Below are 24,489 nucleotides of genomic sequence, written 5' to 3' on the forward strand. Positions count from 1 at the left end.
CCGGGTGCGCTCGTCCGCCTCAGGTCGTACGCCGATCCTGGACGCCCGGGGTGACCAGGCCCGTCTCGTACGCCAGCACCACCGCCTGCACCCGGTCGCGCAGATTCAGTTTGGCCAGGATCCGGCCGACGTGCGTCTTCACCGTCGCCTCGGCGACGTGCACCCGGCCGGCGATCTCGGTGTTCGACAGGCCCTCGGCGACCAGCAGCAGGATCTCCCGTTCCCGTTCGGTGAGCTGGGCCAGCCGGGGATCCTCGGCGGGGCCGGCGCCGAGCTGACCGGCGAACCGGTCGAGCAGCCGTCGGGTGATCGACGGGGCCACCACCGAGTCGCCCCGCGCGACGACCCGGATCGCGGCCAGCAGTTCCTCCGGTGGCACGTTCTTGAGCAGGAAACCGCTCGCCCCGGCGCGCAGCGCGGCGAACGCGTCGGCCTCGGTGTCGAAGGTGGTCAGCACCAGCACCCGCGGCGGCCCGGCCGGCCGGTCGGCGCAGAGCCGCCGGGTGGCCTCCACGCCATCCATTGTCGGCATCCGGATGTCCATCACCACCACGTCGGCCTCGACCCGGTCCAGCACCCGCAGCGCGTCCGCGCCGTCGATCGCCTCGCCGACCACCTCCAGGTCGGGCTGGGAGTCAAGCACCATCCGGAACCCGGCGCGGATCAGCGCCTGGTCGTCCACGATCACCACCCGCGTCATGCCGCGATCACCTCCGTTGCGGAGGACGAGGGTAGCGGCAGCCGCGCCTGCACCTGCCAGCCGCCGGCCAGCCGGGGACCGGCGGCGAGGCTGCCGCCGTACATCGAGACCCGCTCGCGCATGCCGATCAGACCGTGGCCGCCGGGCGGTGCCGGGGCCACCGGCCCGCTGCCGCCGCCGTCGTCGACCACCCGCAACTCGACGGCGTCGGCACCGTGCACCAGGGTCACCGCCACGTCGGCACCGACCCCGGCGTGCTTGAGCGCGTTGGTCAGCGCCTCCTGGACCAGCCGGTACACGGTCAGGTCCAGCGCGGTGGGCAGCGGGGTCGGCGCGCCGGTCACCGTGTACCCGACCCGCAGCCCGGCAGCGCGGAACCGGTCCAGCAGGGCGGGCAGTTCGGCCACCGCGGGACGCCGATGACCGGGCTCGCCCGGCGGCGCCCCATCCGCCGGGTCCAGCTGCGCCCCATCCGCCGGGTCCAGCTGCGCCCCATCCGCCGGGTCCAGCTGCGCCCCTTCCGCCGGGCCCGCCGTGGCGCGGGCCGGCGCCGGCCCAGGCCACCGGTCGGCGGCCGGATCCGGCGGGCTCGGATCCCGCAGTACGCCCACCAGCCGACGCATGTCCTCCAGGGCCTGCCGGCCGGTGTCCGCCACCACCTTCACCGCGTTGCGGGCCGTCTCCGGACTCTGGTCGATCATGTAGCGGGCCCCGTCCGCCTGAACGATCATGACGGCCATGCTGTGTGCCACCACGTCGTGCAGTTCCCGGGCGATCCGGGTGCGCTCCTCGGCCACCGCCGCCCGCGCCTCGGCCTCCCGCTCCCGTTCCAGGGTCGCGGCCCGCTCCTCCAGGCTGAGCACGTACAGCCGGCGGGTGCGCACGTTCAACGCCACCAACCAGACCGCCCCGGTCACCAGGCCGAAGTAGATGGCAGTGAAGTACCAGGCGACCTGTGACGGGGTCTGCACCGCGGCGAAGACCACTCCGATCATGGCGACGATCCCGGCCAGCACCCCGTCGCGCAGCCGGTCGGCGTACTTGACCACGCTGTAGAGGGCGATGAGCACCGCCACGTCGTACGGCATCGGCGCCCAGCCCAGAGCGACCTGGACGAAGGCGAGCACGGCCACCGCGACGGTCACCGCCACCGGCCGGACCCGCCGGAACAGCAGGGCCACCGCCATCGCCACGCCGATCGCGGCGGACCACCAGCCGCCCGGCTGGATGGCCGCCGGCGCCACCCCGAGCAGTATCACCACGCCGGCGACCGCGACGTCGAAGACGACGGTGGGTAGCGACCGGCGGAAAATCCGAGCATTCATCGTCACCCAGCGTAGGTGTAAGGAAGGGCCCCCTGTTAACGCCTGCGGTATAGCAGGGGGCCCCGCTTAACATTCGACAGCGGCCGAGCGGCTCGTCGTCGGCGGCGGCTCCTGGTCGGCCCACCACTACCACGGGCACAGCTACTCCTCGGACATCCAGAAGGAACTCGACGTGCTCGAACTCAACGACTGGCCGGGCTGGACGGCCAAGCTGGTCCAGTACCGCGAGTTGAACGTGCAGACCCAGCCCAGCTACCTGAACTGGTAGCCGTCCCCCGCACGGCACCGCCGCCCGATCGAGTTTCGTCGCTGCCAACCGGGGTACCTCCCCCGCCGACGAGAAAGGGGTGACGATGACGCGCAACGAGTACCACGTGGTGCCGGACGGTGGCGGCTGGAAGGTCGAACAGGGCAGCACCGTCGTCGGCACGTACGACACCAAGCAGCGCGCGGTCGAGGTCGGCCGCGAGGTGGCGCACGGCAACGAGCCCAGCCAGCTCGTGGTGCACACCGCCGACGGGCGGATCGAGACCGAGTACACCTACCGGGACGATCCGTACCCGCCGGCCGGCTAGTCGGCCGCACCGGCGACGGCCTGTCGGCACCATCCCCCTCAGGTGCTGCCGGCAGGCCGTCGCCATGCCCACCCCACACCGGCCCCATCGGCGCCGACGGGCCCTTCCCGGTGACCGTGCCGGCCGTCACCCCTGGTGACGGCGGAACCCGTGCCGTACGCCCGGCATGTCAGGATGACCGGCCGTGACCTGCACCGGGGATGCCCCGCCCGCCCCGAACCGACCGGCCTGGCGCCGGTTCCACCCACTCGACGCGATCGCCGTCGCGCTCGCGGTGGCCGGGATCGGCTGCGTCGCCACCGGAGCACTGCCCCGACCCGACGCCGCCGCCACCCTCGGGCGGATCCTGCCGCTGCTGCTCTTCCTCGGCACCGTGGTGGTGCTCGCCGAACTGGCCGCCGCAGCCGGCCTCTTCGACGTGCTCGCCACCCGGATGGCCGTCGTGGCCCGGGGTAGCTGGCCCGCCCTCTTCGCACTCTGCGTCGGCCTCGCCGCCCTCACCACGATCGCGCTCAACCTGGACACCACTGCGGTGCTGCTCACCCCGGTGCTGCTCGCGCTGGCGGTCACCCTGCGCACCGCCGTCGCGCCGCTGGCGGTCACCACCGTCTGGCTGGCGAACACGGCGAGCCTGCTGCTGCCGGTCTCCAACCTGACCAACCTGCTGGCCGCCGACCGCATCGGGCTCGACCCGCTGGCGTACGCGGAAATCATGTGGCTGCCCCAGCTGGCCGTCCTCGCGGTCACCACCGTGCTGCTCTGGTGCTGCTGGTGGCGCCGCGACCGGCCGGCCGGTGGCCGGTTCCCGGCACCGCAGGTGCACCGGCCGGCCGACCCGGTGCTGTACCGGACCGCGCTCGGTGGCTGCCTGCTCTTCGTCGGCGCGATCCTGACCGGCGTACCGGTCGGCCTCGCCTCGGCGGTCGCGGCCGGTCTGCTGGTGGCCGGCTTCGCGATCCGCTCCCCCGGTACGCTGCGCCCGGCGCTGCTGCCCTGGCGGCTGCTGCTCTTCGTCACCGGACTGTTCCTGGTCGTCCAGACGATCGGCCAACACGGGCTCAACGAGCTGGTGGCCTGGCTCGCCGGACCCGACGGCGGGGTGCTTGGCGCGCTACGCGCGGGCGGTACCGGCGCGCTGCTGGCCAATCTGGTGAACAACCTGCCCGCCTATCTGGCCGGCGAGGCGGCGCTGCCACCCGGCGACCGGCAACGGCTGCTCGCCCTGCTGGTCGGCACCAACGTCGGGCCGCTCGCGCTGCCCTGGGCGTCATTGGCGACGCTGTTGTGGCTGGAGCGGTGCCGGGCCGCCCGGGTCAAGGTGCCGATGCTCCGGTTCCTCGTCACCAGCGCCGCCGTGGCGGTGCTCGGCACCCTCGCCGCCGCCGGTGCCCTGCTGCTCACCCGCTGAGCCGACGCCGACCGGCACCAGCACCGGCCGCGCCGGCTCCGCCTGACCGCATCGACACCCGACCGCCCGGCACCGGCACCACCACCACCGGCCGCCCGCCCCGTGCCGGGCGGCCAGCGGCGTCAGGCCCGACGCACCGGCAGTTGCAGCTCGGTGACGCCCTTGTCGGGCTGGTCCGCGCAGTACTCCAGGTAGAACTCGCGGGCAAAGCCGTCCGCCCGCCAGCCGTTCTCCTCGATCCACCGGGCCAGCACCTGCAAACTCTGGTCGGCCGTGACCATCGAGCCGTGATGGATCGTCGTCGCCGCGGTGATCGCCGGCAGTTCCACAACTGTCACCTCGTGGCCCGGCGGGTCGACGTCGATCCCCACCGCGGCGTGCACCACCACAGCCTCACCGTCGTCGGCCGGGTCGTACCAGGCAAGTGCCGGCCCGGCGGGGCGGATGTCAGCGTCCGCCAGCCGACGGAACAGCTCCGGGTAGAGCGGGGTCAACGCGGGCGCGATGTCCGCCCCGTCGTAGCTGGCCGCGACCGCGGACAGCGCCGCGACCCGGATCGGGGAGATTTCCTTGATGACGACATCCTGGCTGGTCATCCGACCCTCCGTCTCGATCATGTGGAGCCTCGCCTCGACGCCGGCCAGGCGGGCGGTGTCCGCCGCCATCTGCGCCTCCAACTGTGCTCTGCGCAGCCGCAGCATGCCGCGCAACTCGGTGCTGTCGACCGCCTCGTCGAGGATCGCCCGCACCTGGCTGAGGGTCAGCCCCAGCTCCTTGAGAGCGATCACCCGATTCAGCCGACCCAGTTGGGCAGCCGTGTAGTAGCGGTAGCCGCTGTGCGGGTCGACGGCGGCCGGGCGGAGCAGCCCGAGGCTGTCGTAGTGCCGCAGCATCCGTACCGACACCCGGCCCAGGTTGGCGAAGTCTCCGATAGTGAACATGGCCCCTCCACGGTCGACGCTGACACGGTGTCAGAGTCAACCCCGGGCCACCGTCAGCCGGGCAGGGGTGCCTCGTCACCTCGGTTGCGGCGCGGGGAGACGAGCCGACGCACCATCGGGGCGGCGTTCCACCGGGCCGCGCCGACCAGGTCACGGGCGTGCTCCAGCACCGTGTAGTCCGGACGGGCCCGACCGGCGGCGATCGCCGCGTCCAGGTCGTTGTCGCAGCGCATCAGCACGCTGTCGAAGTCGCGGCGCACCGGCTCCAACAGGTGGTATCCGAACGAGCGGTGTAGCCGGGCGAAGAGCGGCTTGTAGAGCCGGGCCCGCTCGTGCAGACCCGAGGAGTACGACATCGGGTTCTTCGGCCGCCGCCGGATGTAGTCGGGCAGCAGGTCGGCGAAGGCGCGGCGGACGATCCACTTCTCCTGGCCGTCACGCATCTTCATGTCGATCGGCAGCCGCATCGCCAGCTCGACCAGCGCCAGGTCGAGGAAGGGCACCCGGGTCTCCACGCCGAAGCCCATGCTGGTCCGGTCGACCCGCTGCAACTCCGTACGACCGAGGTTGCGGATCCTGTGCAGGAAGAGCCGCCGGGACGCCTCCGGCCCGACCTCGTGGTACATCGGGTAACCGCCGAACAGCTCGTCCGAGCCGTCACCGGTGAGCGCCACCTTGACGCCCAGCTCGGCCAGCCGGCGGAAGATCGGCACCGACACCACCGCGTTGATGATGTCGCCGTACTCGGTCAACTCGGAGATCCGGATCGCCTCCCGGATCTCGGGCAGCCGGATGTCGCGCGGACGCAGCTCGATCACCTCGTGCGGCACGCCGAGTTCCCGGGCCAGCCGCCGGGCGTACGCCACGTCGGGGCTTTCCGGCACCCCGACCGTGACCGCGACGCAGTCCGGATGCAACTGGGCCGCGTGCAGCAGCGCCAGCGAGCTGTCCAGCCCGCCGGAGAGCACCACGCCCACGGTGAGGTCGGTGTCCAACCGGATCCGGATGCTGTCGGTCAGGGTGGTGCGGACGAGTCGGGCGGCCTCGTCCGGATCGGTCACCAGCGGCGCGTTCGCGCCGAGGGAGAGCAGATCGACGTACGGGCGCAGCTGGACCTGCCGATCGGCGTCGACCCAGCCATGGTGTCCCGGCGGCACCTCGACCACCGGCGCACCGAGGCGGACCAGCGCCTTGACCTCGCTGGCGAGGTGCAGGCACCCCGGGGTCCGCGACCAGTACAGCGGCTTGACCCCGAGCGGATCCCGCACCAGGTACGCCCGCCCGGTGGCCCGTTCCACCACGGCGAAGGCGTACTCGCCACGCAGCCGGCCCACCATCTGCTCGCCCCACTGCTCGAAGGCGGCGAGCACCACCTCGGTGTCGCTGGCGCTGCGGAACCGGTGGCCGAGCCCGCTCAGTTCGGCGCGCAACTCGTGGTGGTTGAAGACCTCGCCGTTGTAGCAGAGCAGTAAGCGCTCGTCGGCCGAGACCCAGGGCTGCACCGCCCGGTCCCGGTCCACCACCCGCAGCCGCCGGGTGCCGGCGAGCAGGCCGGTCTCGTACCGCGTCTCGGTGACCTCGCCGCGCGGGGCGAGGGTGCCGAGCATCCGCCGGAAGATCGCCGGGTCGGCCTCCGGGCCGAGGGTGAGCACGATGCCGCACATGCTCAGCTCCCCATCTCGGCTTCGTACGCCCGGCGCAGCCGCAGGGTGGCGGCCGGGGCGAGGCAGATGTGCCAGGCCTGGCCCTCGTCGACCACGTTGAGTTCACCGGCCCGCTGTCGGTCGAGCAGCAACTCGGCCAGGGCGTCCCGGGCACCGAAGCGGCGGTACCAGGCCATCTCCACGTCCACCGCCCAGCCCAGGCAGTGCCCGCTGGGCACCATCGCGGCGTACCCGAGGCGCCGCAGCCGGTGCTGGTGCTCGGCGCTGCGGACCAGGCTTGTCACCCAGAGCGGTGGGGTGCCCGCCGGTGCGACGGCGGCGAACTCGCGGCCGACGTCGTTGAGCAGGGCGATCACCTCGCGGCGGGCGCGGCGCAAGAGCAGACCGGCGGTACGCGGCGTGGCGTCCGGCAGCACCCGACGCCGCAGCGCCCGTACGCCCCGACCGACGATCGTGCGGGGCTGCTCGGTGTAGCGGAAGCGCAGCAGGCCCCGGCGTCGCAACCACTCCAGGTCGACCAGTTCGGGGCTGTGCTGCACGTCGACGTCGGTGAGGAAGGTCGCCGCGTCCCGCCACCACATGACGTCGATGCGGGACAGCAGGTAGATGCGGACCAGCGCGGTGAGGTCGCCGGCCGAACTACGCGCGTTCGGCTGGTACCGGGCCATCTCCAGCAGCAGGGTCTCCCGGGCACCGACCAACCCCTGCGCGGTGGCGTCGAGCACCGCGGCGATCGCCGGTTCCCGCAGTCGCTGGTCGATCAGCACCTGACGGGCCTTGGTACTGCCCGCCCCGGCCAGCGCGTTCACTTCGACAAGCAGGTCGGCCACGGCATCGCGGTACGCGTCCAGGTCCGGCACGACGGTGGCGGTCGGCTGTGGCCGTCCGGCCTGCGCACGGCGGCGGACCGGTGCCGCGTACGGGACCGGTGGGCCCGGCTGCTGTCTGGGGCTACGGCTGGGCACACGCATGGTCGGGTCCTCTCTCCGGTCGCGACATCACGGCGTATGTCACCCTTTGCGACACCGTAATCACGCGCAGCGGGAGAAGTCCGAACAATCCTCCCGTATTCCCCGGAAGAGGTCAGGACCCGCCTGGACCCCTCGAACGACCGTCATCCGGACGCGAAGCCCCCGACCGGTCTGTACCCGCCTGCCGCCCGACCCGTCGAGCCGCCGAGGCGCGGTACGCGGGGGGCCACGGATGTCACATCGATGCCATAGAGTTCGATCACGATCACTCGGGATGGGGGACGAATGATACGGATGCGTCGCATCGCCACGCTCACCTGCGTCGCGATCGGGCTTGCCCTGACCTGGGCCGCGCCCGCCAGGGCCGATGCCGACTGCGCCTGGACCAACCTGCCGCTGCCCACCGGCGCACGCTGGGCCAAGGTGCAGGCCTCCGACGGGCAGGGCAGCTACGTCGGCACGGACGATGTCGGCAACGCGATCCGCTGGCAGGGCTCCACCGTCGAGGTGCTCGGCGCCGGAATCACGCCCCGCGACGTGCACGGGGACGTCGTCGTCGGCGACAAGGCGACCGGTCTGTTCACCCGCGGCCCGGGTCGTTGGGTCGCCGGCACCTGGGAACCGCTGCCGGTGCCGGCCGGCACGTCCGGCACGGCCACCGACGTCTCCGCCAACGGAGACATCCTGGGCACCCTGAACTACGGCCGGCTGATCCGCTGGCCAGCCGCCGCACCCGGGACCTACGAGCTGCTCACCGGCCCGTTCGCCGGGTACGCGGAGCCGACCGGGATCGCCGCCGACGGCACCATCATCGCGTGGGCGGTGATCGATTCGACCCGTCCCCGGGCCGGCCTGGTCCGACACCCGGACGGCACCTGGACCACGCTGGCCAGCCCATCCCCCACCGCCGACGTGTTCCCGCTCGCCATCAGCGGCGACACGATCGTCGGTAGCAGCGGCCCGGACCTGCTCGAATGGAACGCCACCGACGGTCACCTGGTGCGCGTCATTGCCGACGCGGCGGCCGTCGACGTCAACTCGGCCGGGCAGGTGCTCGGCACCGGCACCGGCACGACCGTCTGGCAGGACGGCGCGATGCTCGCCGTACTGCCCACGGTTTCCGGCCTGACCGTCGAGCCCATCGCGATCGACGAGGACGGCACGGTGGTCGGCCAGCTGCCCTGGGGCGACGGCTTCGATGACCTGACCAGGCCGATGATCGCCCACTGCGACTGAGGCCGACCGGGCCGGGCGCGCCGAGCCGGGTCCCGCCCGCCCGCTTCACAGCCAGCCGTTCTCCCGCGCGACGCGGACCGCCTCGGCGCGATTGTCGACGCCCAGCTTCTGCACGGCGATGGCCAGATAGTTGCGGACCGTGCCGGCGGACAGGTGAGCCCGGCGGGCGATCACGGCGACCGGTGACCCGTCCTCGGCCGCTCGCAGCGTCTCCAGCTCACGGGGGGTCAGCGGGCACGGCGGGATGGTAAGGGCGTCCGCCGCGAGCGCCGGGTCGACGTACCGGCCGCCGGCGTGCACCCGGCGGATGACGTCGGCAAGCGCGCCGCCCGGCGCACCCTTGGGCAGGAAACCCCGGGCGCCGGCGGTCAACGCGCGGGCCAGGTGCGGCGGACGCCCCTGACCGGTGAGGATGACCACCGCGCAGGCCGGCAGCGCCCGGGCGAGTTCGGCGGCGACCTGAAACCCGTCCCGCCGGGGCATGGCCAGGTCGACCACTGCCACGTCCGGCCGGTACGCCAGGGCGGCGGTGACCGCCGCCTCGCCGTCGGCCGCCTGCGCGACGACCGTCAGGTCGTCCTCCAGATCGAGCAGGGCCGCCAGGGCGGTGCGGATCAGCTCCTCGTCGTCGGCGAGCAGGACCCGGATCATGCGGCGGTCGGTACGGTCGCCTCAAGGGTGAAAACACCGTCGACGCAACGGGTCCGCAGCCGCCCGCCGGTCGAGGCGAGACGATCCGCCAACCCGCGCAGGCCGTGGCTGTGCCGATCCGGTTCCGCCGGGGCGGTCACCCCGTCGTTGGTCACGGTCATCCGGGCCACGTCGTCCTCCTGAGCGATCTCGATTCGGCACCAGCCGGCCCGGCTGTGCCGCAACACGTTCGTGCCCGCCTCGCGCAGCACCGCCGCGAGCTGGGTCGCCGCCTCCGCCGGCAGGTCCGCCGCCGGCGCCACGACCGTGCACCGTACGCCGGAGGAACGCAGCACCTCCCGCATGGCGGTGAGCTGCTCGGCGAGGTCGACCCGGCGGTAGCCGTGCACCGCCCGACGTAACTCGGTCAACGCGGTGGCCGCCAGCCGCTGCGCCTCACCAGCCTCCCGGCCAGCGCGGGCCGGGTCGTCGGGAGCCAACCGGGCCGCCAGTTCGGCCTTCAGGGCGATCACGGTCAGATGGTGCCCGAGCAGGTCGTGCACGTCCCCGGCGAAACGCAGCCGCTCCTGCGCGGCGACCAGCCGGGCCTGGGCCGCCCGGCCCTGCTCCGCCTGCACGAGCAGCCGCCAGAACCACACCTGGAAGCCGTTGATCGCGGCGACGCCCGGACCGACCACGCCGGTGACCAGCAACGACCGGCCGATCGACGCTCCGGTGACGGCGGCCACCGCGCCGGACACCGCCACCGTGACCAGCGCCACCGGCAGCACCAGGCGAAACGGGCCCAGCAGCGGAACGCCGCCGATCACGGCCACGCCCAGCCAGGCCCAGGTGGGCCAGGTACCCGCCGCGACCGGTGCGAGCAGCGGCACGCTGAGCAGCGCCACGGCGGCATACCCGAACCGCAGCCGACGACGCAGCCGCTCGGCCGGCCCGGCGCTGACCGCGGTGCTCAGCGCGACCGCGAGCACCAGCGAGAACGCGGCGAGCCCGAGCGCGCCAGCCGCCACCCGCCAGGCGACCGGTTCCCGGGCCAGCCCGATGCCCGGCAGCAGCAGGGTGGCGGCCATCCCGGAGGCGAGCGAGACCAGCGTCGCCGTCCGGGCGCGCAACAGCGTCCGCCCGCCCACCGGCGGTACCGCGTCCGGCGCCATGCTCGTCGGGGTAGCGCGGGCCAGCAGCACGCTCGCCAGGGTAGGGCGGGCCGCCGCACCGACGGAAGCAGCGGATCGCCCGGTCCGGCCGGGCATCGCGCCCGGAGCACCGGTGACACCCGACGGCTGGTTCCCACACCGGTACGCCACGACGCTCGATGGCATGACAGAGCTGACCTCCTGTGCCCCGACGATTCCCGGGCACCGCTCCGGGCTGACGCGACGCCTCCGGCCCCGGCCACTGCTACGGCACCTGCTGGAGATGGTGCTGGCCATGGTGGCCGGCATGCTGCTGCTCGGTCCGGCGCGGGCCGCCCTGGGCGCGGCGCTCGGGCTGGCCCCGGCCGCACCCGGCGTCGGTGCGCTGCTGATGGCCACCGACATGAGCGTCGGCATGACGCTCTGGATGGCGTACCGGGGGCACTCCGCCGCCGCGATCGGCGAGATGGTGCTGGCCATGTACGCGCCGGTCGGGCTGCTGCTCGTCGCGTACCGGATCGGGCTGCTCGACGCGGGCACCCTGCTGGCCGGCACACACCTGCTGATGGTGCCGGCGATGGCGGCGGCGCTGCTGCGCCGACGCGCCGAGTACGCCCACCACCCGACCGCCCGCCCGGCCCCGCGACACCCGCTGGCGCGGGCGCTGGTGCAGCGCTGGCCAGCCGGACTGGCGCTGCTGATGACCGCCGACAACTGGACCTCAGCGGCCCCGCTCGGCGCGTACACGCTGCTGATCCTGCCGGCCGGCTACCTGGTCATCGGCACCGTACGCCGGCAGTGGCACGAGGCCGGCAACCTGCGGCTCCAGCTCGCCGGTCTGGCCGGATGGGGAACCCTGGCCCTGCTCGCCGCACTGCTCGGTGGCGCCGTGGGACAGTGGCTGGTGGCTCTCGGCTGGCTGGCCCACGCCGGCTGGGACTGGTTGCACCACCGCACCAACCGGGTGGTGCCGCGCGCCTACAGCGAGTGGTGCGGAGTCATCGACGCCGTACTGGGGATCACCATCATCCTGGCGTTGCTCGCCACCTGACCCGGACCGGCCGGGACCGTCAATGACGGTCCCGCCGGGCCACCGGCCACCGGCCGCCGGTGGCGGTCTCGCCCACACGTTCCGGTGGTCGCCGCAGCGCACTCGTGGGCGTGATGAAAGGCTTGACCCATGAGTTCCACGCCCGTACCCCCGGACCCCAACACCGACCCGTCCCTCTTCGCGGACCTCGGCCTGCGGCCCGAGCTGCTCGCCGCGCTCGCCGCGCTCGGCTACGAGGAGCCGACGCCGATCCAGCGGGAAGCCATCCCGCCACTGCTGGCCGGCCGGGACCTGCTCGGGCAGGCGGCGACGGGCACGGGCAAAACGGCCGCGTTCGCGCTGCCGGTGCTGCAACGGATGCCGGAGGATCGGCCGGACGGCAACCCCATCGCGCTGGTGCTGGTGCCGACGCGCGAGCTGGCGGTGCAGGTCTCCGAGGCGTTCCACCGCTACGGCAAGGACCTGGGCACCCGGGTACTGCCGATCTACGGCGGGCAGCCGATCGGCCGGCAGCTGCGCGCCCTGGACGCCGGGGTCGACGTGGTGATCGCCACCCCGGGCCGGGCACTCGACCACATCGCCCGGGGCACGCTGCGTCTGGGCGCCGTCGGCACGGTGGTGCTGGACGAGGCCGACGAGATGCTCGACATGGGCTTCGCCGAGGACATCGAGGCGATCCTGGAACACGCCCCGCAACAGCGGCAGACGGTGCTCTTCTCGGCGACCATGCCGGCCCGCATCGACGGGATGGCCCGGGCGCACCTGACCGACCCGGTACGCATCCTGATCGCCCGCGAGCAACCCGTGGCCGGCGAGGCTCCCCGGGTGCGGCAGAGCGCGTACCTGGTGGCCCGGGCGCACAAGCCGGCCGCGCTGGGCCGGGTGTTGGACGTGGAGTCGCCGACCGCGGCGATCGTGTTCTGCCGCAGCCGGGAGGAGGTCGACCGGCTCACCGAGACGATGAACGGGCGCGGCTACCGGGCCGAGGCGCTGCACGGCGGGATGAGTCAGGAGCAGCGGGACCGGGTGATGGGCCGGCTGCGCGCCGGCACCGCCGACCTGCTGGTCGCCACCGACGTCGCCGCTCGTGGACTGGACGTCGAGCAGCTCAGCCACGTGGTCAACTACGACGTGCCGTCCGCCCCGGAGTCGTACGTGCACCGCATCGGCCGGGTGGGCCGGGCTGGCCGGGAGGGGGTGGCGATCACCCTGGCCGAGCCCCGGGAGCACCGGATGCTCAAGACCATCGAACGGGTCACCGGGCAACGGATCACGATCGACAAGATCCCCACCGTGGCCGATCTGCGTACCCGCCGACTGGAACTGACCCAGGCCGCGCTGCGGGAGAGCCTGCTCGAGGACGACCTGGAGCCGTTCCGGGTGATCGTCGAGACGCTCAGCGACGAGTTCGACCTGATGGAGGTGGCGCTGGCCGCGGTGAAGCTGGCGCACGAGGCGAGCCTGCCCGGCTCCGACGATGCCGAAGAGGAGATCCCGCAGGTCGCGGTCCGCCCGTCCCGGCCGGTCCGCCCCGAGTACGAGGGACGGGGCGAACGTCGGAGCGGACGCCCCCGCGCCGGAGGCATGACGCAGGTCTTCGTGGGGCTGGGCCGGCGCGCCGGTGTCCGGCCGCAGGATCTGGTCGGTGCCATCACCGGAGAGACCAATGTGAGCGGGCGCGAGATCGGCTCGATCGAGATCGCCGACCGCTTCTCGCTGGTGGAGGTGCCCAACGCGCTCGCCGAAGAGGTGATCGCTGGGCTGCGCGGCAGCACCATCAAGGGCCGGCGCGCCACCGTCCGCCGCGACCGCGACACCCGCACCTGACCCCGGTGCAAGGAAGGGCCCCTTATTAACGCCTCAGGTATAGAAGGGAACCCTTCTCACCCCCACTCCGGGCGAGGTGCGGCGAACCGGTGCCGCCTGAACGGTGGCACCGGTTCGCACGGTTCTTGTTAATAGGGGGCCCCTGCTATGCGTAATGCGTTAACAAGGGCCCCTTCCTTACATCTCAGGCGGCGGTGAGGTGTTCGCCGCCAAGCGCCGCCGGGTCGAGCTCGGCCGGGCGGAGCGCCAGGGCGAGTACGTCGGCGACATCGGCCAGGGTGTGCACGGTCAGCGCCTCGCGTACCTCGGTGGGCAGGTCGTCGAGGTCCGGCTCGTTACGGGCCGGGATGACCACCTCGGTCAGGCCGGCCCGGTGCGCGGCGAGCAGCTTCTGCTTCACCCCGCCGATGGGCAGCACCCGGCCGGAGAGCGTCACCTCGCCGGTCATCCCGAATTCGGGGCGTACCGGGCGACCGCTGGCCAGCGAGGCCAGGGCGGTGACCATGGTGATGCCGGCGCTGGGACCGTCCTTGGGCACCGCACCGGCCGGCACGTGCAGGTGGATCCGCCGCCCGGCCAGGGCGTTCGGGTCCAGACCGAGCCGACGGCCGTTGGCCCGCAGGTAGGAGAGGGCGATGTGCGCCGACTCCTTCATCACGTCGCCGAGCTGACCGGTGAGGGTCAGCCCCGGCTCGCCCGCCATGCTGGTCGCCTCGATGAACAGCACGTCGCCGCCGGCACCGGTGACCGCCAGGCCGGTGGCCACGCCCGGCACCGCGGTACGCTCCGCCGATTCCGGCGTGTGCTTCGGCCGGCCGAGGTAACGGACCAGGTCGTCGGCGCCGACCCGGACCGGCGTCGGATCGTCGGTGAGCGCCACCGCGACCTTCCGCATGATCTTCGCGAGGGCGCGTTCCAGCTGCCGTACGCCGGCCTCCCGGGTGTACTCCCCCGCGATCCGGCCGAGGGCCGACTCGTCCACCTCGACCTCGTCGGCGGTCAACCCGCCGCGTGCCCGCTGCCGGGGCAGCAGGTGGTCGCGGGCGATGGCGACCTTCTCGTCCTCGGTGTAGCCGTCCAGGGTGACCAGTTCCATCCGGTCCAGCAGCGGGCCGGGGATGGTCTCCACCACGTTGGCGGTGGCCAGGAAGAGCACGTCGGAGAGGTCGAGGTCGACCTCCAGGTAGTGGTCGCGGAAGGTGTGGTTCTGCGCCGGGTCGAGCACCTCCAGCAGCGCGGCGGCGGGGTCGCCCGCGTACCCGACGGAGAGCTTGTCGACCTCGTCGAGCAGCACGACCGGGTTCATCGAGCCGGCCTCGCGCAGCGCCCGGACGATCCGGCCGGGCAGCGCGCCCACGTAGGTGCGGCGGTGACCCCGGATCTCGGCCTCGTCCCGGATGCCGCCGAGGGAGAGCCGGACGAACTTGCGGCCGAGTGCCCGGGCGACGGACTCGCCGAGGCTGGTCTTGCCCACCCCGGGCGGGCCGGCCAGGGCGAGCACCGCTCCGGAGCCGCGACCGCCGACCACGCCGAGGTCACGCGCGGCCCGCCGGTTGCGCACCGCGAGGTACTCCAGGATGCGGTCCTTCACATCGGACAGTCCGGCGTGGTCGGCGTCGAGCACGGCCCGCGCCGCGGCCAGGTCGGTGTTGTCCTCGGTACGCGTGCTCCACGGCATTTCCAGCACCGTGTCCAGCCAGGTACGGATCCAGCCCGCCTCCGGCGAGGCGTCGCTGGCCCGTTCCAGCTTGCCGACCTCGCGCAGGGCCGCCTCGCGTACCTTCTCGGGCAGGTCGGCGGCCTCGACCCGGGTGCGGTAGTCGGCGGAGCCGTCCGGGGCGTCCTCGCCGAGTTCCTTACGGATCGCGGCGAGCTGCTGACGCAGCAGGAACTCCCGCTGCGACTTCTCCAGCCCCTCGCGTACGTCGGAGTTGATCTGTTCGGTGACCTCCTGCTCGGCCAGGTGGTCCTTGACCCAGCCGACGAGCAGTTCCAGCCGGGTCGTGACGTCCGGCGCGGCCAGCAGTTCGGTCTTCTGCGCCAGGCTGAGCCAGGGCGCGTAGCCGGCCGAGTCGGCCAGCTCGGAAAGGTCGGTCATCCGCTCCACCGCGTCGATGACCTGCCACGCGCCCCGCTGCTGGAGGACGGAGGTCACCAGGGCGCGGTATTCGCGGCCGAGTTCCCGGGCCTTGCCGGCCGGGGCGGGTTCGTCGAGCTCGGTCGCCTCGACCCAGAGGGCCGCGCCGGGGCCGGGCACGCCGGTGCCGATCCGGGCGCGGGCCAGGCCGCGGATCACCGCCGCCGGCTCACCGCTTGGCAGCCGGCCGACCTTCTCGATGGTGGCGATCGCGCCGACGGAGCCGTACTCGCCGTCGAGGCGGGGCACGGCGAGCAGCTTGTGGTCGCCGGTGGCGCGGGCCGCGTCGACCGCGGCCTGGGTGGTCGGGTCGAGGGTCACCGGGATGACCATGCCGGGCAGCAGCACGGCGTCGGTCAGTGGAAGTACCGGAAGGGTTGCCATCGAACACCTACTATCGCATTGAGTTGAGCGTGTATGGCTCAAGTCGCGACGAGGCACCGATGTTCCTCGTTGTGACCCAGGACACCACGTGGCTCCGCGCCGCACACCCCGGGCCCGACATCAGCACCCCGGCCGACCACGACCGGGAATCGGGATTTCGATGTCACGCAAAACGCAGGCGGCAACACATAGCTTTTCTTGCGCAATTGCCGGGCGATGAGTCAAAATTTGATCCACACCCCCCGAACACAAGGAGTAATCGGCGATGGCGCGAAAAGTAATCACGGTGCTTACCGACGACCTCGACGGCGGAAAGGCCGACCGCACGGTCGAGTTCAGCCTGGACGGCGTGGCGTACACCATTGACGTCTCCGACGAGAACGCGGGCGTCCTGCGTAAGTCGCTGGATCCGTTTATCAATGCCGGACGCCGGCTCGGCCGTGGCGGTGTCGACACCGCCCGTAACCCTCGCCGCACCACGGGTCCGGCCACGCCGGGAATGAACCGCGAGCAGAACCGCGCCATCCGGGAATGGGCGGTCAGCAACGGCTACAAGATTTCCGAGCGGGGTCGCATCCCGGTCGAGGTGGTCGAGGCGTACAAGAACCGCTGAACACACCGCCTGCGGCCGGCATCGCCGGGGGCCGGCGAACAGTGCTCGGCAAACATGCAGTGGGGCCGTCCGGAGTAGATTCCGGACGGCCCCAAGGCTTCTCGCGTCAGTTCAGTTCACCGCGTCAGTTGACGTTGATCCGCACCGCGTCGAAGGCGGGGGTCTGGTTGGCCCGCTCCGACATCGGGATGCGGTGCGAACCGTCACCGGCCCAGACCGCGCACTGTGCGGTACCCGACTCCGGCAGCCCCGGGATCTGGATGACCACGCTGTCCGGCTGGCTGCCACCACCACCGTCCTCGGTGGCGACGAAGAAGGCCGGCACCGGCTCCGGCGCGGGCGCCTCGTTCGTGTTGTTCAGCATCCGGCAGGCGGTGTGGAAGTGACCGCGGGTCAACCCCTCATCGGTGAGCAGCGAGCTCTCCAGGTAGTAGCCACCCTGACCGGCCGGCAGGAACCGGTCCCGGATCAGGTTGCGGGTGCTCACCCGGAGGGTGAAGCCCTCGTTGCGGTTGACCTGCTCCGGGAACTCGGTGATCAGCAGCGAGGGGTTGTTGGGCGCGGCGCCGACCTCGCCGAAGGCGGTGCTGATGCAACGGTTACCGTTCTGGAAGCCGTCGTGCGGCTGAAGCCGGCTGTTCTCGCAGTTGTTGGCGAGCACATCAAGGCCGTTGTTGCCGTTGTTGGGGTTCTCCCCGCCACCGTTGTTGTTGCCGCCGCCGTTGTTGCCGCCGTTGTTGCCGCCGTTGTTGCCGCCGTTGTTGTTGTTGACCGGCTGAACCTGGCAGGCGGCGAGGTTGGCCAGGCCGCGCGGGCGCGGACCGAACCGGTCGATGGCGATGGTGATCCGGTCCAGGGTCGCCCGACGCTTGCTGGCCAGCGGGCCGAGGATGGTGTTGTTGATGAACGCCTGGCCCTTGTTGCCCTCGGCGGCGAGGCGCTGGTCAGCCTCGGTGATCTGAGTCTGTAGCTGGCCCAGGTTGCGGTCCACTTCGGCGCGGGCCCGGTCCGGCACCTGCGGCAGCCGGCTCACCACGTCCGGGCAGGCCACGGCCACGGCGCCGGTGGTCGCACCCCCGGTGCCGTTGCGGGTCTCCTGACACTCTTCGATGGTCTGCTGCCCGTCACCCCAGTGGTTGGTCACCCAACGACCGTTCTGGAAGGTACGGGTGGTGGTGGCACCACGAGCGGTCGGCGCGGTGGCACCCGGGCTCGGCGCCACACATTCGGCCGAAACCGGCCGGGTCTGCTTGTTCGGCCGTCGGTCACCGGCCGACGAGATCTGGGTCACGGCGACCACGCCGCCGAAAACGGCAAGCGTGGCACCGACTGCCAGAAGTCGTTTGGTCCGCGCGTTACCGGATGGCCGGCGCGACCGGGGGGACCTGCGCATCGAATTGCTCTCCTTCTCGATCCGGTACCTGATTCGTGACTCGACGGACCGAACGGAATCGTGGTGGCACGCTCGGCGGACATCCGAGCGGACCGGTGGCACGTCGACTTCCGACGATGCCCTTTCCGCACCGTCTCCCGCGCCTGCCGGTGCGGGTTGGCGAGATCCTGTCCATTCGCGGTGAGGTACGGAGCGCGTGCGGCGGGGGTTCAAGGGAACGTGACTTTTTTTTCGGCCCGGCCGGGTGCGGCACGCGAAACCCGGCGGCCGAGGGTCAGTCCTGACAGAGGTGGTCGTACGCGAAACCGTCCGCCAGTTCGTCGCGGCGGTCGCGCAGCCGTCGGATGTCGTCGCGGAGTTCCTCGCGACCAACCAGCGGCGAGCCGCCGAGATCCGACCGCCGGATCCGGTCGCCGACCGCGAGGGCGGCGAGGTCCTCGGCGAGCCGGTCCGCTTCGATGCCGCAGGCGAGCCGGTGGGTGTGCACCGAAACCCGTTCCACCAGGCACTCGCCGGGACGTACCTCCACCCAACTCCAGCCCTCTGCCGGACCGTCCAGCCACCGGACGTGCAGCCCACGCAGGATCGGGTCCGCCAGCCGCCGCGCCACGTACGCCTCGACCGCCTCGGTCCGGGCGAGCGCGCCGAGATCGTTGACCGCGCCGGTCCGCCCGTCGGGCAGCCGACCCACGATGTCGCGGAACCCGACCGCCGGGACATCCGACCCGGTCGCGCCGTCGGCGTACCGGCGGGCGTCGAGCACGTACGAGACGATGGCCGGCCCGTGCTCGGCGGCGCGCAGCGTGGGCGAGACGATCCGGAGCACCGGCAGGCCGACGGCGGCGGCGACCGCCGCCATGACCCGCTCGGCTCGGCGGGCGGCCGGGTCGGCGGGCGGGGGCCGGAACTCGACGGCGAACTCCGGATGGCCGGTCTCCTCGGCGCAGATCACGAAATCGAGCACACTGCGACTGGCCAGGTTCCACTGATGTCCGGTGAGCCCGGTCGGGCGGCGCCGGACCAGGTCGGCCAGGCGTAGCCCGCCGAGCACTCGTCGTCCCCCACGGGTCAACGCCGTACCACGGCCGGCCCCGACCGGAACCATCGACAGCCAGGAATCGTCACCACTGGTCATCGTCGTTTCCACCCAATCCTGCCGCCGACCGTCCGAGTCTAGGATGACGATCATGTCTGCCGGCTCGCGCGGTGGCCGCCGGATCACCACCTGACCGCAGCGGCCCCGCCCAACCGGTGATCACGGCTCGCGCGGGCCGCGTGGGGCGACGTGGCCACGTCGCAGGTCGACCGGATCACCGACCGGAGGGTCCCGGACCAGAGGGGTCGAAGGTCCCGCCCGGTCCCGGCCCGGTCGGCCCTGCCGGCACCCGCCCCGGGGGGCGTCAAATAGAGATGCCACCGGGACAGCGGTGCGAAGCAGCGAAGGGACGTGGAGACCATGACCGCGATGATGGAGCGGAACACCGCCGCCACCAACACCCGGGCGGCCGAGACCATCCGAGAGCGGGCCGCCGGGACGCGGGCCGCCCGCTACCTGCTCGGCGGGCTACGCCTGGCGCTCGGGTGGATCTTCCTCTGGGCCTTCCTGGACAAGCTCTTCGGCCTGGGGTTCGCCACCGAGGCGAAGAACGCCTGGATCAACGGGGGCAGCCCGACCAAGGGTTTCCTGACCTTCGGCACGGCCGGCCCGTTCCAGGGCTTCTACAACGGCATCGCCGGCGCCGCCTGGGCCGACTGGCTGTTCATGATCGGTCTGGCGGCCATCGGTACCGCGCTGATGCTCGGCATCGGGGTGCGCGTCGCCGCCGCAGCCGGTGGCCTGATGCTGGTGCTGATGTGGACGGCCGTCCTACCGCCCGCGAACAACCCCTTCATGGACGACCACCTGGTGTACGCCGCAGTGCTCGCCCTGATCGCGGTGACCAACGCGGGCGACACCTGGGGCCTTGGCCGCACCTGGGCGCGGCTGCCGATCGTCAAGCGCTTCGGCTGGCTCCGCTGACCCGAACACCCTCCCCGCGCGGCGGGCGTCACCACAGGTGACGCCCGCCGCTTCATGCGTACCCCCGCCCCACCCCGCACGTCCGGTCGGCGACATGGGCGTACGCCCGGAGCGCCGCGACCGGACGGCAAGATCGGCGGCTCGTGGGGTGGGTCAGGGCTTTCTGGAAGGGCTGCTGAAGCGTTCGTGGGCGGACTGTTTGCTGACGCCGAGCGCGGCGCCGATCTCGGCCCACGACCGACCCGCCGTCCTCGCCTCGGCGACCGCCTGCCCGAGGAGGGCCTGCTGCCAGCGCTCGACGTGGGCGAGTACGCCAAGCGCCTGCAACGGCCAGGTGGTGGCGAGTTCGGCGACGCTGTCGCGCAGCCCGTCGGAGCGCTGCACCAGCCAGGCGGGCGGCGCGGCGGCCCAGTAGGGCTTCATGTGGGCGACCCAGTCCGAGGTCGCCGACATCCGGCCCGTCTCGCCGGGCGGATGCTCACCGGACCCGTTCCAGCCGCACGAACACCGCGCCCGTACGGCGACCGCCACGCCGGCACTGTCCTCCGCCGCCACCAGCGAGCCGTCCGGCAGCCGAACGACCACCGAGCCGGCGTGCCCCGGCAGTTCGTCGAACTGGATCTCCATGCCGAGCAGGATAGCTCCGTCAGGACATCCTGACAAAATACATCCAGGTTGCCTGACGGAATCGGTCCGGCTAGCCTGCCGATCATCCGACGAGACGCAGGCACGGCAGTGCCGCAGGCACGCAGTGACGGAGGTGTGGCAAGTGACGGAGATCCACGGCATGGTGGCACCCGGATACGAGGTCGTACGGGAGGCGTTCGCACAGAACTTCGTCACGCACGGGGAGGTGGGCGCGGCGGTCTGCGTGTACCGCCACGGGCGACCGGTGCTCGACCTCTGGGCCGGATCGGCGGACCCCAGAACCGGCCGCCCGTGGCAGCAGGACACCCTCCAGGTGGTCTACTCGACCACGAAGGGTGCCACCGCCGCCTGCGCCCATCTGCTGGCCCAGCGCGGACAACTCGACCTCGACGCGCCGGTCGCCGCCTACTGGCCGGAGTTCGCCGCGGCGGGCAAGGAGCGGATTCCGGTGCGCTGGTTGCTCTCGCACCAGGCGGGCCTGCCCGCCCTCGACGCACCCGTGACGCTCGCCGACATCCGGTCGTGGGAACCGGTGGTGACCACGCTTGCCGGCCAGGCGCCGATCTGGACGCCGGGCAGCGCGCACGGCTATCACGCCTTCACCTACGGCTGGCTGGTGGGCGAGGTCGTCCGCCGGGTGTCCGGGCGCAGCCTCGGCGACTACTTCGCCGAGGAGATCGCCGCTCCGCTGGGTCTGGACTTCTGGATCGGGCTGCCGGAATCCGAACTGCACCGGGTGAGCCGGATCGTCGAACCGCCCCCGGCCGCGCCGCCGACCGCCGCCGAACTCGACGCGATGCCCCCGGAACTGCGGGACACCCTGGCCCTTTACCACGACCCGGCCGCGCTGCCCGTACGCGCGCTCTCCCCCGCCACCGAACCGGTCGACCTCAACCGCGCCGACCTACAGACCGCCCAGATACCGGCGGTCAACGGCAGTTGCACGGCGCACGCACTCGCCCGCTTCTACGCCGCACTCGTCGGGACCGTCGACGGCCACCGGATCCTCGACCCGGCGACGCTCGCCGTCGCCACCGCCGAGCAGGCCGACGGCCTCGACCGCGTGCTGCACCTGCCGACCCGACCCGCCCTCGGTTTCGGCCTCCCGCCGGCCGGCGTGCCCTGGTGGAGCCCGACCGCCTTCGGTCACGGTGGACACGGCGGCTCGCTCGGCTACGCCGATCCGGACAGCGCAATCGCCTTCGGCTACGTGATGAACCGGCTGCACGTCAGCCCGGAACCGGACCGGCGGGCCGCCGAACTCATCCAGGCCCTCCGGGCCTGCGTCGCCAGTTCCGTGCCGTAGCGCGCTGCCCGCCGCTGGACGGGGGCCGCCGCGCACGAAGCGACCGGTCTGGCGAGGCCGTTGCCAGGTGACGGGCGGGCGGCGACGGTTCCTGCCGTAGCATCCGGCAGGATTGCGCTGACCGGGTAACGACGTACAGGAGAATCCACATGAACCAGGCGAGCAAGCCCGAGATCGGTCCGATCGAGGGCGCCCCGCCGGCGGACCTCGTGATCGAGGACATCACCGTGGGTGAGGGAGCCGAGGCCCGGCCCGGCCAGGTGGCCCGCGTGCACTACGTCGGGGTCTCGCACTCCACCGGTGCGGAGTTCGACGCCTCCTGGAACCGCGGCCAGGCGTTCGAGTTTCCGCTCGGCGGCGGGCGGGTCATCGCCGGCTGGGACCAGGGCGTGGTGGGGATGCGCATCGGCGGCCGGCGCAAGCTGACCATCCCGCCGCACCTCGGCTACGGCAGCCAGGGCGCCGGCGGCCTGATCAAGCCGAACGAGACCCTGGTCTTCGTGGTCGACCTGCTCGACCTGCGCTGAGCCGCGGTGTCCGGCGCCGGCCCCCGTGCCCGGCGCCGGACTGGTCGGCCACGGCTCACACCGCGGCGAGCAGACGCTCCGGTGCCGCCTGGGCGACCACCGGGATGACCCGACGCAGGCCGGTGGCGCGCAGCACCCGCTCCACCATCGGCGACGGGTTCACCAGCACCAGTTCGCCCCCCTGGGCCCGCACGCGCAGCCGCGCGGCGACCAATGCGCGCACCCCGGCAGCGGAGAGCATGAGCAGGTCGGACAGATCCACCCGCAGCTCCGGTCGGGCCGGCGCCGCCCAGAGCGCGCCACGGAACGCGGCGACGGTGGCCACGTCGACGACGCCTACCGCCCGGATGCACACCGCCTCGTCGAAGACTGTGGTCTCGACGTGGAACCGCTCCTCGCGCTCTCGCATGAACCGAACCTATCGTCCGGCACCGACACTCTGCCCCTGTCCAGCGGCGGTTCCGGGGTAATCCCAGGGCAGGACCCGGGCGACCTGGGTGTCCACCCTAGGGCGGATCCCCAAGGGGCTCCGGGCGCAGCGTACGGCCGGGCGGGTCCACAGCGGACCGGCCCGGCGCGCGTACGCCTCCGGTCAGCCGCCGCTCGCGGAGGGCGTCGGCTCCGGCGAACCACCGGCCACCGCCCCCGGGTCGGGGGCCTGGGTCGGGGTGGGCCGCAGCCCCGGCGGCACCGGCAGGGCGCTGCCCTTGGCGAACTCGTCCCAGCTGACGTTCCAGGCCGTCCAGCCGTTGCCCGCGTCCAGCGTCACCTCGGTGCCCTTGACGGTGACCAGGTCGCCGACCTGGGTGACGCCCATCAACCAGTCGGCGTTGGCCGCGGAGAGGTTGGTGCAGCCGTGCGACACGTTCGTGTAGCCCTGGTCCCCCTCCGACCAGGGGGCCCCGTGGATGAACTCGCCACCCCAGGTGAGCCGCTGGGCGTCCTCGACGTCGACGACGTAGGGATCGGCCGAGCCCCGGGTGTCGAAGGTGGTGAACTCGTGCTTCTCCATGATCACCATCTTGCCGCTGGAGGTCGGCGTACTCGGTTTACCGAGGCTGACCGGCAGCTTGCGCAGCAGCTTGCCGTCGCGCAGCACCGACATCTGCTTGGTCGCGTTGTCGATCTCCAACTCGACCTGCCGGCCGATCTTCGAGGTGGCGCGCCGGTCGGCGTCACCGACGTTCTCCTTGCCGATCGGCAGGCCCTCCAGGGCCGCCCGGACGTTTATCGTCGTGCCGGGTCGCCAGAAATCGGGTGCCCGGTAGTAGACCTGGCTACCGTCGGACACCCAGGACCAGGCACCCGGCTGGGGCGGGTCCGTCTTCACAAACAAACGGCGCTGCACATCCGCCCTGGCCTCTTTCGGAATTGGCGGGTCGAAGGCGACGGTTACCGGCATCGCCGTACCGTACGTCCGGTTGCCGGCAAAATAAAGAGTGCTGGTGATGGCCGGTTTTGACGATTTCGGCTGGGTGGTGAAGGTTGTCTTTCGGGTGACCGTCTTTCCGGAGTCACCGGTCGCGGTCACCTCTGCGGTGTAGGTCCGCTTCGGCTGAAGGACCTTGTTCGGCACCCAGCCCGAGCCATCCTCGCGCGGCTCCCCCGCGACCGTGCCGCCCTTGTCGTCGGTGATCCGCACGTCGGTGATCCGACCGTGCTTGACCAGGGTGCCGATCTCACCGCTGAGCGGCACGTCCCGGGTGCCCTCGGCCGGCGTCACGGTCAACTCAGGTGCCGCCGCCCGCCCCTCGTTGCCCTGCCTACGATCGCTGGTGCAGGCACCCAGCGCCAGCGGTGCCGCCGCGACGGTCACCGCCAGCAGCGTCAATCGCCCCCTCAACCTCATGATTGTGTCCCCCCGTTTGCTGCTCCGTCCTCCGCACATTCTCACCGCCAACACGGTGCCGGCTTCGCATTTCCCCAAACCGCGCGATTATTACCCGTGGACGATTTCAGAAATCGCACCGCCAGGGGCG

22 protein-coding genes and 1 pseudogene are annotated in these 24,489 nt (G+C 72.2%); 10 read left to right on the forward strand and 13 right to left on the reverse strand.

Annotated elements, in window-relative coordinates; genetic code table 11:
* Window positions 1-19: 19 nt before the first annotated feature.
* Both QQG74_RS18750 and QQG74_RS18755 read right to left on the reverse strand, forming a co-directional pair.
* Window positions 20-700, reverse strand: coding sequence for a response regulator transcription factor (locus QQG74_RS18750; protein ID WP_341716064.1), 681 nt, complete (start codon window positions 698-700; stop codon window positions 20-22).
* Window positions 697-2,025, reverse strand: a complete 1,329-nt coding sequence (locus tag QQG74_RS18755; RefSeq protein WP_341716065.1) for a histidine kinase — start codon at window positions 2,023-2,025, stop codon at window positions 697-699. Before QQG74_RS18755 ends, QQG74_RS18750 begins: the two co-directional genes overlap by 4 nt.
* An 82-nt stretch (window positions 2,026-2,107) precedes the next feature.
* On the opposite strand from QQG74_RS18755, the pseudogene QQG74_RS18760 reads away from it, so the two are divergent.
* From QQG74_RS18760 to QQG74_RS18770, 3 genes and pseudogenes are all read left to right on the forward strand, one after another.
* A pseudogene (locus QQG74_RS18760) lies at window positions 2,108-2,293 on the forward strand (hypothetical protein); the annotation flags it as partial.
* 85 nt (window positions 2,294-2,378) lie between these two features.
* Complete coding sequence (locus QQG74_RS18765; protein WP_341716066.1) at window positions 2,379-2,600, forward strand: DUF2188 domain-containing protein; 222 nt, start codon at window positions 2,379-2,381, stop codon at window positions 2,598-2,600.
* A gap of 184 nt (window positions 2,601-2,784) precedes the next feature.
* Window positions 2,785-4,008, forward strand: coding sequence for an SLC13 family permease (locus tag QQG74_RS18770; protein ID WP_341716067.1), 1,224 nt, complete (start codon window positions 2,785-2,787; stop codon window positions 4,006-4,008).
* Window positions 4,009-4,130: 122 nt separating this feature from the next.
* Here QQG74_RS18770 and QQG74_RS18775 read toward each other — a convergent pair whose 3' ends face one another.
* From QQG74_RS18775 to QQG74_RS18785, 3 genes are read right to left on the reverse strand one after another with little or no spacing between them, the layout of a single operon-like run.
* Entirely contained in the window at window positions 4,131-4,949 is an 819-nt protein-coding gene (locus tag QQG74_RS18775) for a MerR family transcriptional regulator (RefSeq protein WP_341716068.1), read from the reverse strand.
* 53 nt (window positions 4,950-5,002) lie between these two features.
* Window positions 5,003-6,613, reverse strand: coding sequence for an asparagine synthase-related protein (locus QQG74_RS18780; protein ID WP_341716069.1), 1,611 nt, complete (start codon window positions 6,611-6,613; stop codon window positions 5,003-5,005).
* A gap of 2 nt (window positions 6,614-6,615) precedes the next feature.
* Entirely contained in the window at window positions 6,616-7,584 is a 969-nt protein-coding gene (locus QQG74_RS18785; RefSeq protein WP_341716070.1) for a DUF5715 family protein, read from the reverse strand.
* A gap of 294 nt (window positions 7,585-7,878) precedes the next feature.
* On the opposite strand from QQG74_RS18785, the gene QQG74_RS18790 reads away from it, so the two are divergent.
* Window positions 7,879-8,820 (forward strand): hypothetical protein, encoded by a 942-nt coding sequence (locus tag QQG74_RS18790; RefSeq protein WP_341716071.1) that lies wholly within the window; start codon window positions 7,879-7,881, stop codon window positions 8,818-8,820.
* Window positions 8,821-8,865: 45 nt separating this feature from the next.
* On the opposite strand, the gene QQG74_RS18795 is transcribed toward QQG74_RS18790, so the two are convergent.
* Together QQG74_RS18795 and QQG74_RS18800 are read right to left on the reverse strand one after the other, a co-directional pair.
* A complete protein-coding gene (locus QQG74_RS18795; protein WP_341716072.1) occupies window positions 8,866-9,471 on the reverse strand; it encodes a response regulator transcription factor in 606 nt (201 codons plus the stop codon).
* Complete coding sequence (locus QQG74_RS18800) at window positions 9,468-10,655, reverse strand: histidine kinase (RefSeq protein WP_341716073.1); 1,188 nt, start codon at window positions 10,653-10,655, stop codon at window positions 9,468-9,470. The genes QQG74_RS18795 and QQG74_RS18800 overlap by 4 nt, the downstream gene beginning before the upstream one ends.
* A gap of 133 nt (window positions 10,656-10,788) precedes the next feature.
* On the opposite strand from QQG74_RS18800, the gene QQG74_RS18805 reads away from it, so the two are divergent.
* Together QQG74_RS18805 and QQG74_RS18810 are read left to right on the forward strand one after the other, a co-directional pair.
* Window positions 10,789-11,655: a hypothetical protein gene (locus QQG74_RS18805; protein ID WP_341716074.1), complete on the forward strand. Its 867-nt coding sequence runs from the start codon at window positions 10,789-10,791 to the stop codon at window positions 11,653-11,655.
* Window positions 11,656-11,784: 129 nt separating this feature from the next.
* Complete coding sequence (locus QQG74_RS18810) at window positions 11,785-13,482, forward strand: DEAD/DEAH box helicase (RefSeq protein WP_341716075.1); 1,698 nt, start codon at window positions 11,785-11,787, stop codon at window positions 13,480-13,482.
* Between the two features lie 184 nt (window positions 13,483-13,666).
* On the opposite strand, the gene lon is transcribed toward QQG74_RS18810, so the two are convergent.
* Complete coding sequence (gene lon / locus QQG74_RS18815; RefSeq protein ID WP_341716076.1) at window positions 13,667-16,003, reverse strand: endopeptidase La; 2,337 nt, start codon at window positions 16,001-16,003, stop codon at window positions 13,667-13,669.
* A gap of 265 nt (window positions 16,004-16,268) precedes the next feature.
* Between lon and QQG74_RS18820 the strand changes: the two genes are divergently transcribed.
* On the forward strand, window positions 16,269-16,616 hold the full coding sequence (locus tag QQG74_RS18820) for an Lsr2 family protein (protein ID WP_341716077.1): 348 nt from the start codon (window positions 16,269-16,271) through the stop codon (window positions 16,614-16,616).
* Between the two features lie 124 nt (window positions 16,617-16,740).
* On the opposite strand, the gene QQG74_RS18825 is transcribed toward QQG74_RS18820, so the two are convergent.
* Window positions 16,741-18,009, reverse strand: coding sequence for a hypothetical protein (locus QQG74_RS18825; protein ID WP_341716078.1), 1,269 nt, complete (start codon window positions 18,007-18,009; stop codon window positions 16,741-16,743).
* 274 nt (window positions 18,010-18,283) lie between these two features.
* Window positions 18,284-19,144, reverse strand: coding sequence for a DUF2726 domain-containing protein (locus QQG74_RS18830; protein WP_341716079.1), 861 nt, complete (start codon window positions 19,142-19,144; stop codon window positions 18,284-18,286).
* Between the two features lie 312 nt (window positions 19,145-19,456).
* Here QQG74_RS18830 and QQG74_RS18835 point away from each other — a divergent pair, with 312 nt between their 5' ends.
* Window positions 19,457-20,029 (forward strand): hypothetical protein, encoded by a 573-nt coding sequence (locus QQG74_RS18835; protein WP_341716080.1) that lies wholly within the window; start codon window positions 19,457-19,459, stop codon window positions 20,027-20,029.
* Between the two features lie 153 nt (window positions 20,030-20,182).
* Here the strand turns inward: QQG74_RS18835 and QQG74_RS18840 are convergent, their stop codons facing one another.
* Window positions 20,183-20,650 (reverse strand): hypothetical protein, encoded by a 468-nt coding sequence (locus QQG74_RS18840; RefSeq protein ID WP_341721281.1) that lies wholly within the window; start codon window positions 20,648-20,650, stop codon window positions 20,183-20,185.
* Between the two features lie 148 nt (window positions 20,651-20,798).
* Between QQG74_RS18840 and QQG74_RS18845 the strand changes: the two genes are divergently transcribed.
* Both QQG74_RS18845 and QQG74_RS18850 read left to right on the forward strand, forming a co-directional pair.
* The gene (locus QQG74_RS18845; RefSeq protein WP_341716081.1) at window positions 20,799-21,983 is read left to right on the forward strand and encodes a serine hydrolase domain-containing protein; all 1,185 of its coding nucleotides are present in this window, start codon (window positions 20,799-20,801) and stop codon (window positions 21,981-21,983) included.
* A gap of 149 nt (window positions 21,984-22,132) precedes the next feature.
* On the forward strand, window positions 22,133-22,510 hold the full coding sequence (locus QQG74_RS18850; protein WP_341716082.1) for an FKBP-type peptidyl-prolyl cis-trans isomerase: 378 nt from the start codon (window positions 22,133-22,135) through the stop codon (window positions 22,508-22,510).
* 55 nt (window positions 22,511-22,565) lie between these two features.
* Here QQG74_RS18850 and QQG74_RS18855 read toward each other — a convergent pair whose 3' ends face one another.
* Window positions 22,566-22,919: an STAS domain-containing protein gene (locus QQG74_RS18855; RefSeq protein ID WP_341716083.1), complete on the reverse strand. Its 354-nt coding sequence runs from the start codon at window positions 22,917-22,919 to the stop codon at window positions 22,566-22,568.
* 183 nt (window positions 22,920-23,102) lie between these two features.
* Window positions 23,103-24,359, reverse strand: a complete 1,257-nt coding sequence (locus QQG74_RS18860) for an Ig-like domain-containing protein (protein ID WP_341716084.1) — start codon at window positions 24,357-24,359, stop codon at window positions 23,103-23,105.
* Window positions 24,360-24,489: the final 130 nt, after the last annotated feature.

The sequence above is a fragment of the Micromonospora sp. FIMYZ51 genome (genome assembly GCF_038246755.1).
Taxonomy (GTDB): domain Bacteria; phylum Actinomycetota; class Actinomycetes; order Mycobacteriales; family Micromonosporaceae; genus Micromonospora.